Source organism: Pandoraea norimbergensis (assembly GCF_001465545.3).
Lineage (GTDB): Bacteria > Pseudomonadota > Gammaproteobacteria > Burkholderiales > Burkholderiaceae > Pandoraea > Pandoraea norimbergensis.
The window spans coordinates 1,424,350-1,435,164 of record NZ_CP013480.3; the positions used below are offsets into that span (position 1 = coordinate 1,424,350).

At 63.7% G+C, this 10,815-nt stretch carries 9 protein-coding genes; 4 read left to right on the forward strand and 5 right to left on the reverse strand.

What is annotated here, in order from left to right; translation table 11 throughout:
* Window positions 1-11: 11 nt before the first annotated feature.
* The 4 genes from AT302_RS06465 to AT302_RS06480 all read right to left on the reverse strand — a co-directional run bounded on the left by AT302_RS06465 (window position 12) and on the right by AT302_RS06480 (window position 4,870).
* Complete coding sequence (locus AT302_RS06465) at window positions 12-1,025, reverse strand: branched-chain amino acid ABC transporter permease (protein ID WP_084656056.1); 1,014 nt, start codon at window positions 1,023-1,025, stop codon at window positions 12-14.
* The gene (locus AT302_RS06470) at window positions 1,022-1,918 is read right to left on the reverse strand and encodes a branched-chain amino acid ABC transporter permease (RefSeq protein ID WP_058377720.1); all 897 of its coding nucleotides are present in this window, start codon (window positions 1,916-1,918) and stop codon (window positions 1,022-1,024) included. The genes AT302_RS06465 and AT302_RS06470 overlap by 4 nt, the downstream gene beginning before the upstream one ends.
* A 111-nt stretch (window positions 1,919-2,029) precedes the next feature.
* Window positions 2,030-3,340 (reverse strand): ABC transporter substrate-binding protein, encoded by a 1,311-nt coding sequence (locus AT302_RS06475; protein ID WP_058377721.1) that lies wholly within the window; start codon window positions 3,338-3,340, stop codon window positions 2,030-2,032.
* Window positions 3,341-3,421: 81 nt separating this feature from the next.
* Window positions 3,422-4,870: an NAD-dependent succinate-semialdehyde dehydrogenase gene (locus AT302_RS06480; protein ID WP_058380149.1), complete on the reverse strand. Its 1,449-nt coding sequence runs from the start codon at window positions 4,868-4,870 to the stop codon at window positions 3,422-3,424.
* A 286-nt stretch (window positions 4,871-5,156) separates the two neighbouring features.
* Here AT302_RS06480 and AT302_RS06485 point away from each other — a divergent pair, with 286 nt between their 5' ends.
* Together AT302_RS06485 and AT302_RS06490 are read left to right on the forward strand one after the other, a co-directional pair.
* Window positions 5,157-6,002, forward strand: a complete 846-nt coding sequence (locus tag AT302_RS06485) for an IclR family transcriptional regulator (RefSeq protein ID WP_084656057.1) — start codon at window positions 5,157-5,159, stop codon at window positions 6,000-6,002.
* A 327-nt stretch (window positions 6,003-6,329) separates the two neighbouring features.
* Window positions 6,330-6,968 carry a flavodoxin family protein gene (locus AT302_RS06490; RefSeq protein WP_058377722.1) on the forward strand — a complete coding sequence of 213 codons (639 nt, stop codon included), beginning with the start codon at window positions 6,330-6,332 and terminating at the stop codon, window positions 6,966-6,968.
* A gap of 50 nt (window positions 6,969-7,018) precedes the next feature.
* Here AT302_RS06490 and AT302_RS06495 read toward each other — a convergent pair whose 3' ends face one another.
* Window positions 7,019-7,735: a GntR family transcriptional regulator gene (locus AT302_RS06495; protein WP_058377723.1), complete on the reverse strand. Its 717-nt coding sequence runs from the start codon at window positions 7,733-7,735 to the stop codon at window positions 7,019-7,021.
* 162 nt (window positions 7,736-7,897) lie between these two features.
* Here AT302_RS06495 and AT302_RS06500 point away from each other — a divergent pair, with 162 nt between their 5' ends.
* Both AT302_RS06500 and AT302_RS06505 read left to right on the forward strand, forming a co-directional pair.
* Window positions 7,898-9,118: a pyridoxal-phosphate-dependent aminotransferase family protein gene (locus AT302_RS06500; protein ID WP_058377724.1), complete on the forward strand. Its 1,221-nt coding sequence runs from the start codon at window positions 7,898-7,900 to the stop codon at window positions 9,116-9,118.
* A 356-nt stretch (window positions 9,119-9,474) separates the two neighbouring features.
* Complete coding sequence (locus AT302_RS06505) at window positions 9,475-10,752, forward strand: MFS transporter (protein WP_058377725.1); 1,278 nt, start codon at window positions 9,475-9,477, stop codon at window positions 10,750-10,752.
* Window positions 10,753-10,815: the final 63 nt, after the last annotated feature.

Here is a 10,815-nt window from a genome sequence, read left to right on the forward strand (position 1 = left end):
CTCGCCAGCCCTCATGCCGTCGCGTCGCCCGAGGCGCGCGCCGTCTTCGTTTGCGTGACCGGGTGTGCGGCCGCTGTCTTGCGACGGCCCAGCCCAAGACTCGTGAGCCCGCCCGGCAGGAACGCGATGATCGCCAGCATGATGGCGCCCATCACGATTTGCCACGTGTTGGGTGCGTAGCGATAGGCCATCGCGCGCGCCACTTCGAGCAGCAGGGCACCGATGAACGGCGAGAACGCGAAGCGCGTCCCGGAGAGCACGGCGATGAAGACGAACTCGCCCGACGTCGTCCAGAACGCCATGTCCGGGTCGATGTGGCCAATGTTGAACGCCTGCAACGCGCCGCCCAGCCCGGCCAGTGCCCCGGCGATGATGTACGTCAGGTGAATGTTCTGGCGTGCCGAGGTGCCCAGATACTCAACGCGGATCTCGTTGTCCTTGATCGCCGGACCGAGACGCCCCGGTGTCGAGCGCATGTACAGCGCCACTACCATCACGCAAAGGATCGCCGCGATAAAGCCCACGGCGAACAGGTTGGTGCCCGTGAGTTGCCACGGCGTTGCGCTGCTGCCCAGCGTCGGGGCGTTCACGTTGAAGCCGTCGCTGCCGCCAAGTTCAACGTTGTTGAGCAACAGGCCGTAGCAGATCATCGACAGCGCCAGCGTCAGCATGGCGAAGAAGATGTCGCGATAGCGCGCGAGCAGGAAGCCGAGCACGAACGCGAGCACAGCCGACACGATCATCGACAGCGCGAGCAGGGCAAACAACTCCGTCAGGCCGTAGAAGTTCATGCCGAGGCCGACGCAATACGCGCCGACCGCGAAGAACAACGCCTGACCGAACGAGGCGAGACCCGTGCGCAACAACAGCGCGAGACCCAGCGCCACGATGCCTTTCGACAGCGCGACGGAGACGAGAAACTGCCACTGCGGCAGCGCCAGACCCGCCGCGCCGATGACGACGAAGCCGATCACCGCGAGCCACGTGCCGGGCGCGCGCAGGTGAGAACAGATTGCGGAACTCATATCTTGCGAGCCTCCATCGGAGCGAAGATGCCTTTGGGACGCACAGCCAGCACCAGCGCCATGACGATGTAGATCGAGAACAGCTCGCCTTGCGGCCAGTAATGCACGGCACTCGCGCGCACCAGCCCCACGAGCAATGCGCCGAATGCGGCGCCGGGCAGCGAGCCGAGCCCGCCGATCACCACCACGGCGAACGTCAGCACCACGATTTCAACGCCCATGCCGGGCGCGACCGAGACCGTCGGTGCCGTGAGTGCGCCACCGATGGCGGCGAGCACCGCACCTGCCATGAACGTGATCACGAAGTAGCGGCTCACGCGAATGCCCATCGCCTGACTCACTTCGCGGTCGTGAATCACCGCGCGCAGCAAGCGGCCGCTGCGGGTGAACTTCAGGAACGTCGTGAGGCCCACGCCTGCGATCAGCGCGACGCCCACGATCAGGAAGTTGTAGTTCGGGTACGAGAGGTCACCCACGTCGAAGTTGCCGAGGAAGCTGTACGGCTCCGAGACGGTGTACGGGTCGACGCCCCACACGAGCTTGATCGCGTCTTCCATGATCAGGAAGAGCGCATAGGTGACGAGCAGCAACACCACCGGGTCTTGCCCGTAGAAGCGCTTGAGCACGCCGCGCTCCATGATGAAACCGATGGCCCCGCCCGCGACCATCGCCGCCAGCACGAGCAACAGGTAGCTCACGTAGAGGTTGCCGCCCTGGGCAACCCACGGGCCGATCAATGTCACGCCAGCGTACGCGCCAAGCGCGTAGAGGCTGCCGTGCGCCATATTCAAGATTTTCAGCACGCCGTAGACGAGGGTCAGTCCCAGAGCAACCAGGAACAGCCACGCGGCGTACATCACCCCGTCCACCAGGACGGCGTAGATCTGCGACATCTCGCATTCTCCTTGGAACGCAGAGCGGGCAGCGCGCGATACACGGCGCCCGCCCTGCGGGTACGACTCAAGCTTGCTTTGTTACGTTGAAGCAGCGAAGGCGTGATGGCCTTAGTGCTTCAGGCCGCCCTTGATCCAGTCGGCCGACTTCACACCTTCGGGCGGCGTGACTTCTGCGATCGAGTACTGCTTCACGTCCGTCACGGTGACCTTGCCGTTCACGTTCTTCACGATGCCGAACGCGGTGCCTTGCGCGGCCTGGTGACCCTTGCCCAGCGTCAGACCGATCTTGCCGGCCGGGGCTTCGAAGGCGAGGTGTTCGAACGAGGCGATGACCTGCTCCGGCGTCGGCTGCTTGCCGCCGTTAGCGGCCTGTGCCTTCTCGTAAGCGGCCTTGAGCGCGAGAATGCTCTGGTTCATCTTGTACGACGGGTAGCTCGGCGTGTCGTTGAACTTGGCGCTGTAGGCCGTGCGCAGCCAGCGGTTCAGCGCGTTGTCCGGCGCGAACATGCCGTACATGCCGCGAGCACCGATGATCACGCCGTCGGGCAGACGCGTCTTGCCGTGCGTGGCCGTCTCGCCGGCGGTCAGCACCGTCAGCGACTTCTTGAACAGATCGCGCGGACCGGCCTGCACCACGAGGCCTTCCAGATCGCCACCCCAGAAGCTGGAGTGCAGCACGTCCGGGTGGGCGGCGAGCAGGCTCGAGATGCCGGCGTTGTATTGACCCGCGCCCAGTTGCGGCATTTGCGAGCTGACCGACTTGGCGTTCGGCTTGAGCGACTTCAGCGTGCCTTCGAAGTCGGCCCACGCGTCCTGACCCCACGCGTAGTTCTGGTTGATACCGGCGTACGTTTGCAGATCGGGCTTGCGCTCGGCGACATAGCGGGCGGCGCCCACGTTATCCATCGTGGCGGTCGCCACCGGGCGGAACACGTACTTGAAGCTCGCGTCTTCGAACACGCGCGGCGTGCCGCAATCGAAGAACAGCGTGACCTTTTTCATTTCTTCGGCCACCGGCGCAATCGCCAGACAGTTGCCCGAGGACGTGTAGCCGACCACATAGTCCACGCCCTGATTCAGCAGGTTGCGGTACTCGCTCACTTGCTTGCTGGTGCTACCGGCTTCGTCGATGTAGACGAGCTCGATCGGTGCACCACCGAAGCCCTTGGCGGCGTACGGTGCGGGCACCTTGCCGGCGTTGAGTTCTGCGGCCGTGACTTCGGCGGCGTTCTTGGCGGGCACGCCGAACGGGCCTGCGGCGGCGCCCGACATGAACGTGACGATGCCGATCTTGATCGGCTTCACGGCCGGGGTCTGGGCTTGTGCCGTACCGGCAACCGAGGCAATGGCGGCGGCGGCCGCGAAGGTCGCGGTAGCGAGGGCGAGCGGCTTCATGCCGCGCTGGATCACGCGCTTCATACTGGTTTCCTTTGGTGGTATTGCGACTTGTGTCGTGTTATCGGTCTAGTGCCGTTAGTGGGTGCCTGTTCGTACCGGGCATCACACTTGCAGGCACAGATACTTCAGTTCGAGGTATTCCTCGATGCCGTAGTGCGAGCCTTCGCGGCCCACCCCGGATTGCTTGATGCCGCCGAACGGGGCGACTTCGTTGGAGATCAGCCCGGTGTTCAGGCCGACCATGCCGTACTCGAGGGCTTCGGCCGTGCGCCATGCGCGGGCGATGTCGCGCGTATACAGATAGGCAGCCAGACCGAATTCGGTGTCGTTGGCGAGGGCCACGGCGTCGATGTCGCGCGTGAAGCGGAACAGCGGGGCCACCGGGCCGAAGATCTCTTCGCGCGCCACGCGCATCTGCGAGGTGGCGTCGGCGATGATCGTCGGTGCGTAATACGTGCCGCCCAGCGCATGCGCTTCGCCGCCGACGAGCACTCGGCCGCCACGCGCCTTGGCGTCTTCCACCAGCGTCACGACCTTTTCCACGGCCTTGCCTTCGATCAGCGGGCCGATGACCACGCCGTCTTCCAGACCGTTGCCGACCTTCATTTCGGCCACACGCTTCGCAAACTTCTCGGCGAACGCGTCGTACACGCCGTCCTGAATATAGAAGCGGTTCGCGCACACGCACGTCTGACCGCCGTTGCGATACTTCGCGGCAATCGCGCCTTCGACGGCGGCGTCGAGATCGGCATCGTCGAACACGATGAACGGGGCATTGCCGCCCAGTTCCAGCGACAGACGCTTGATCGTCGGTGCGCATTGCGCCATGAGCAGACGGCCTACGCCGGTCGAGCCGGTGAACGACAGCTTGCGCACGGTCGGGTGTGCGGTGAGCACGCCACCGACGGCGCGCGCGTCACCCGTCACCACTTGGAACACGCCTGCGGGAATGCCGGCACGATGGGCCAACTCGGCGAGTGCGAATGCGGACAGCGGGGTGAGTTCCGACGGCTTCACCACGATGGCGCAGCCGGCGGCGAGCGCGGGCGCGACCTTGCGCGTGATCATCGCGGCAGGGAAATTCCACGGCGTGATGGCGGCGCACACGCCGACCGGTTGCTTGATCGTGACGAGACGCTTGTCGGCCGCCGGGGTGGCCAGCACGTCACCATCAATGCGCTTGGCTTCTTCGGCAAACCACTCGATGAAGCTGGCTGCGTAGGCGATTTCGCCGCGCGACTCTGCCAGCGGCTTGCCCTGTTCGCGGGTCATCAGATACGCGAGATCGTCCGTGTTGGCGATCATCAGGTCGAACCAGCGGCGCAGCACGGCGGCGCGCTCCTTGCCGGTGCGGGCAGCCCACGGCTTCTGGGCGGCTTCGGCGGCAGCCACGGCACGGGTGGTTTCTTCCGCGCCGAGTTCCGGCACGCGGGCCAGCACTTCACCCGTGGCGGGGTCGAGCACGTCGAACGTCTTGCCGCTGTCGGCAGCGATCCACTGACCGTCGACCCAGGCGAGTTGCTTGAAGAGGGTGGTGTCTTTGAGTTGCATGGTGGTGAGCCGGGGACGCCGGCAGAAGTCGTTGATGGAATGACGCGCCACGTGGATACCGAGGTCTCCACTCACTCGGCTGGCGGCTTGCCGTTCCATCTATTGAACGGTATTCTATGTATTGAATTGAATTCTACGTATTGAACGGTATCGGTGCAACTAGGTGGTTTTCCTAGGGCGGAATGAGAATAACTTCCCCGTACCATGCTGGCGGCACGCCACCGGGCGAGCCGTTGTTTCACGCCGTTTTTCAGTTACCCACTTCCCTGAAGCCGATTTCCGATACATGCCCAAGCGCAAACTCGACGTCCCCGCCAACACGACTCTCGCCGCCCATGCCAACACGGCTCCCGAGGCAGAGCCGCTCAAGACCACGGCCCCGGCGGTCGTGCGCGCGGTGAATATCCTCGACGTGATCGCCGCGTCGAGCGAGCCCGTGGGGCTGGCCGATCTGGCGCGCGAGACAGGCGTGCCCAAGAGCACGCTGCACGGGCTGTGCGACACGCTGGTCAAGCTGCGGCTGGTCAAGCGTCACGCCAATGGCGGCATGACGATGGGCTCGTACGTGATGGGGTGGGCGAACGCGTTCCTGTCGCAGACGAACATCACCGAGGAGTTCCGCGCGGTGTGGGAGGACTCGCGGGCGTTTGCGCAGGAGACCGTCACGCTGTCGGTGCTCGATGGCGCCGAGGTGATCTATCTCGCCTGTCACAACGGCAACCGTCCGTTGGGTGTGACGTTCCGTATCGGCATGCGCTTACCCGCCCCCTACACCGCCACCGGCAAGGCCATGCTCTCGACGCTGCCCGCGCATGAAGTCGCCGATCTGCTGGCCGGTGCGTGGCCGGCACCGCTGACCAAGGCGAGCGTGGCGACATATCCGGCGTTGTCCGACGAGATGGCGCAGGTGCGCCGCGATGGGTATTCCATCGACAACGGTCAGATGCGTGAAGGGATGATCTGCTTTGGTGCGCCGGTCTTCGACGCGTCGGGCGAGCACGCGGTGGCGGGGCTGGCGGTGAGTTTTCTGACCAACGAAATCGATGCGGTCACGGGCGAACGTATTGGCCGGCAAATGCGCGAACTGGCCGACCAGTTGTCGATTCGTCTGGGAGCGCCGGCCCGACGCTAAGCCGGCCGAACGACGCGACGACAAAACCCATGCTGGCGGCCCGGCTATTGCGGTTATTGGGCCAGTGCGGCAAACCTCAGGCGCGAACGCTGTCAGCTTCGCGCCATTTTTCTGTCAGAACAATGTAATGGCCCGGACAGCGTGGCGTGGCCGTCCGATTGTTATCGTTTACGGAACAGTCATGTTCACGAATGCGGGCTATCCCCTAAGGGTTATCGCTGGCATCATCTGGCCTTGACTGATGTCCAGACAGCCAACGGAAGCGAAGGGAAGCGCGATCCGGGCGGTGCCATGGGGCGGACATCCTGAGTTAGGAAGCACTACGCCATGTCCAATATCGCAATCGTTTACTACTCGCAAGGCGGCGCAACCGCCATGATTGCCCATTCGGTTGCCCAAGGCGTCAACGACGCCGGTGCACACGCACAGTTACTCAGTATCGAACCGCATCAATTGATCGACGGTCAGTGGCACGACGAAATGATGCTGGCGCGTCTGGCGAATGCCGACGCCATTATCTTCGGTGCCCCGGCGCTGCAAGGCGGTATCGCTGCGCCGCTCAAAGCTTTTGCCGACGCCACGATGGATATGTGGCGGGCGAGCAGTTGGCGCAACAAGGTGGCAGGCGGGTTTTCGTTCAGCTACCGTCCGGGCGACGACAAGCGCAACACGCTCGACTATTTCGCCGCACTCGCCGCCAAGCACGGCATGGTGTGGTCCGACCCGGAAGACCCGGACACGCCGGACGAAGGGCTGCATGCCCGCCGTCTCAAAGACTTCGTGAGCGTGACGGGTCAAGGGGTGGAAGCTGACGCGGCTTACGCGCTCGATCCGGCGGATGTCATCGCCGGCAAGCAATACGGCCGTAGTGTGGCGGCGCTCGTCGCGCGTCTGGCCGGTGAAGTGCTGGAATCGCCCGCCGTGCTCGCACGCCGTGCGCGGGAGGCTGCCGAGCGCCGGCTGTGAGGCGCCCGGCGTCGGCCGGGGAGGGTGCGCGCCTAATCGACTAAATCGACTTAGTCGTTGCGCACGTCCCCGACCGGCTCCGCATGAATCTGCAACACCGCATCGCGCTTGGCGAGCAGGTGCTTGCGCAAAATCTCCGATAGCCGCTTACCGTCTTTCGCTTCGAGTGCGGCAATCATCTGCTCATGCTCGTCGATGGCCCGATCCCACTTATCAGTGCGGAAGTTCGAGCGAAAGCGCAGCGCCATCAAACGGCGATTGATCGAAATGTACGTCTGACGCAACGCCCCGTTGCGCGCGGCTTCATTGATCCGATCGTGAATCTCCTGATTACGCGCGTAATACCCCGGCAGATCGTGCTGCGCACGACACGCCAGCATGGCGTAATGCAGCGCCTTGATCTCGGCCAGTTCGACGGCAGTCATCCGCTCGGCGGCCAGCTCACCAGAAAACCCTTCGAGCGCACTCATCAGCTCGAACGTCTCCCAGATCTCCTTTTCCGTCATGCGTGCCACGCTCGCCCCGCGATTCGGCGCGATGTCGATCAGCCCCTCGGCGGCGAGCACCTTGAACGCTTCACGCAACGGGGTGCGCGAAATACCCAGCGTCTCGCATAGCTCACGCTCGTTGAGCTTCACCCCCGGCGCGAGCACGCCTTCGATGATGAGCTTGCGCAGGTGTTCGACCACGGTGTCGTGCAAACGCAGGCGTTCCACGCGTGGGATCTCGGTTCCGGTAATCGTCGGCAAGTCTTCCATCTTTTGCATTCAAAATCATCAAACCTTCATGGCGGCGATTGTACCGTACTGAATCCCGCTCCCGTCCCGCCCGGGTAAACACCTGTATTAAAAGTGTTTCTCACCCCTTGCGAGAATTTTCGGCTCTGCTAAAGTATTTTGCATGCAAAATTCAAAAGGAGAGAGTCGTTCATGTTGAAGCTCGATTTCCATCCCTCGGGGCGCCACTTCCTGCAAATTCCCGGACCGAGTCCGGTGCCGGATCGCATTCTGCGCGCCATGAGCTATCCCACCATCGACCATCGCGGCCCGGAGTTCGGCGCGCTGGGCCGCAAGGTGCTCGCTGACATCAAGAAGATTTTCAAGACTGAACAGCCGGTGGTGATTTATCCGGCTTCGGGCACGGGCGCCTGGGAAGCCGCGCTCTCCAACACGCTCTCGCCCGGCGACACCGTGCTGATGTTCGAGACGGGTCACTTCGCCACGCTGTGGAAGAAGATGGCCGAGAACCTTGGCCTGAAGCCGGAATTCATTGGCCTGCCCGGCACCGACGGCTGGCGTCAGGGCGTGAAGCCCGAGATGATCGAAGCGCGCCTGCGCGCCGACACCTCGCACGGCATCAAGGCCGTGTGCGTGGTGCATAACGAAACGTCGACCGGCGTGACTTCCGATATCGCGGCCGTGCGCCGTGCCATCGACGCCGCCGGTCACCCCGCGCTGCTGCTCGTCGATACGATCTCGGGTCTTGGCTCGGCGGACTACCGCCACGACGAGTGGGGCGTGGACGTCACCGTCTCGGGCTCGCAAAAGGGTCTGATGCTGCCGCCGGGGATCAGCTTCAACGCGGTCTCGCCGAAGGCGCTTGAAGCCGGCCGCCACGCGAAGATGCCGCGCGCGTTCTGGGGCTGGCAGGAAATCATCGAAGCCAACAAGAACGGCTACTGGCCGTACACGCCGAACACGAACCTGTTGTACGGCCTGTCGGAAGCGCTCGACATGATTCTCGAAGAAGGGCTGGACAACGTGTTCGCCCGTCACCAGCGTCTGGCCGAAGCCACCCGCCGTGCGGTGCTGGCATGGGGCCTCGAGATTCAGTGTCAGGACCCGGCGGTGTACAGCCCGGTGCTCACCGGCGTGGTGATGCCGCAAGGCGTGGATGCCGATGAGGTGCGCAAGCGCATCTACGAGCGTTTCGACATGTCGCTCGGTCAGGCGCTGGGCAAGATTCGCGGCACGATGTTCCGCATTGGCCATCTGGGCGATTGCAACGATCTCACGCTCATGGCCACGCTCGCGGGTTGCGAGATGGGCCTGCAACTGTCGGGCGTGAAGCTGGCCGGTTCGGGGGTGGTGGCGGCGATGGCCTATCTGGCCGAAGCCAAGAGCACGCCGTCGCTCAAGGCCGCCGCCTGATCTGGCGATCGAACGACCCGGCGATCAGGGTGAACAGGCCCTACGGTAGCGCCCCGATCTGGAGGCCGATTCTGTCGCAGACCGAATCGTTGATCGGGGCGTTTGCCGGTTTTTGCGGTGGCTTACCGCTGGCTTGCCGCTAGTCGAGCGGGTCGTTGAACGCCTTTACCTGAGACAGTTTTCGGGAAACGGGCGGGAATTACGGGGTATGCCATGCACGCCCTTGCAGTGAATGCTTTGCTTGCAATTCAGCCGGCGCCGGGCCATGTCACAGAAACTGCCCGTGCCGCAGCAACACCTCACGCGCCGCCTGCTGCGAACGGGCGCGCCCTACGGGCTGTTTCAGGAGACATGCAATGAAGCTTTTCAGAGCGACGAGAGTCGTGCTGGTGATGCTATGCGTCATGTATTTCATCACCTACCTAGATCGCGTCAACGTCAGCACCGCTGCTGCCGGCTTCGGTAAGGAATTCAATCTCAACAAGACCGAAATCGGTCTGGTCTTTTCGGCCTTCGCCTATCCCTACCTTGTCTTCCAGATCATCGGCGGCTGGGTGAGCGATCGCTTCGGCGCCAAGCGCACGTTGCTCGTGTGCGGTGCGTTGTGGGCCGTCGCGACCATTCTCACCGGCATGGCGGGCGGTCTCGTCACGCTGTTGCTCGCGCGTTTGTTGCTGGGCTTGGGCGAAGGGGCAACGTTCCCGGCGGCCACGTCGGCCATGTCGCGCTGGATTCCCAAGGAAAAGCGCGGCTTCGCGCAGGGCATCACGCACGCCGCCTCGCGTATCGGTAATGCGGTGGCACCGGCGCTCGTCGTGGCGATCATGGCCACGCATGGCTGGCGCGAGTCGTTCTATCTGTGCGGTATCGTGAGCCTGGTGTGGGTGGTGGTGTGGGGCTTCACGTTCACGGAGCGTCCGCAAGATCATCCGCGCATCACGACCGAAGAGCTTGCCACGTTGCCGGCACTGAAGGCCAAGAGCCCGTCGGTGCCCTGGGGGCCGCTGTTCAAGCGCATGGCACCGGTCACGATCGTGTACTTCTGCTACGGGTGGACGCTGTGGCTCTTCCTGTCGTGGATTCCGCAATACTTCCTGCATAGCTACGACCTCGATCTGAAGAAGTCGGCGCTGTTTGCGTCCAGCGTGTTCTTTGCCGGGGTGATCGGCGATACGCTCGGCGGCATCGTGACCGACAAGCTCTACGAGCGCACCGGCAGCCTCAAGAAGGCGCGTAGCTGGATGGTATCGGTGTGCATGCTGCTCACGCTGATTTCGCTGGTGCCGATGATGTTCACGCACCACCTGTATGTGTCGATGGCCTGCCTCGCATTCGGCTTCTTCTTTGCCGAAATGACGATCGGTCCGATGTGGGCGATTCCGATGGATATCGCGCCGGAATACTCGGGCACGGCCAGCGGCATGATGAACACGGGCTCGGCGCTCGCGGCCATCCTCTCGCCGGTGATCTCGGGGTATCTGATCGACCGCACGGGCAATTGGGAACTGCCGTTCCTCGGCAGCATGATCCTGATGGGAGTCGGCGTGATCCTCGCCTTCCGCATGCAGCCCGAGAGCAAGTTCTCGAGCGCCGGTGAAGCCAAGGGCGCGAGTGCCACGCGCCAGCCGGCATAAGCCACATTCTCCTGCCGGGCGGGCATTGGCCCGCCCGTGCAGCGACGCCTCAGGCCAGCTCAA

Coding starts and splice junctions, on each gene's coding strand:
- AT302_RS06465 (WP_084656056.1), bottom strand. CDS start 1,025: ATGAGTTCCGCAATCTGTTCTCACCTGCGCGCGCCCGGCACGTGGCTC.
- AT302_RS06470 (WP_058377720.1), bottom strand. CDS start 1,918: ATGTCGCAGATCTACGCCGTCCTGGTGGACGGGGTGATGTACGCCGCG.
- AT302_RS06475 (WP_058377721.1), bottom strand. CDS start 3,340: ATGAAGCGCGTGATCCAGCGCGGCATGAAGCCGCTCGCCCTCGCTACC.
- AT302_RS06480 (WP_058380149.1), bottom strand. CDS start 4,870: ATGCAACTCAAAGACACCACCCTCTTCAAGCAACTCGCCTGGGTCGAC.
- AT302_RS06485 (WP_084656057.1), top strand. CDS start 5,157: ATGCCCAAGCGCAAACTCGACGTCCCCGCCAACACGACTCTCGCCGCC.
- AT302_RS06490 (WP_058377722.1), top strand. CDS start 6,330: ATGTCCAATATCGCAATCGTTTACTACTCGCAAGGCGGCGCAACCGCC.
- AT302_RS06495 (WP_058377723.1), bottom strand. CDS start 7,735: ATGCAAAAGATGGAAGACTTGCCGACGATTACCGGAACCGAGATCCCA.
- AT302_RS06500 (WP_058377724.1), top strand. CDS start 7,898: ATGTTGAAGCTCGATTTCCATCCCTCGGGGCGCCACTTCCTGCAAATT.
- AT302_RS06505 (WP_058377725.1), top strand. CDS start 9,475: ATGAAGCTTTTCAGAGCGACGAGAGTCGTGCTGGTGATGCTATGCGTC.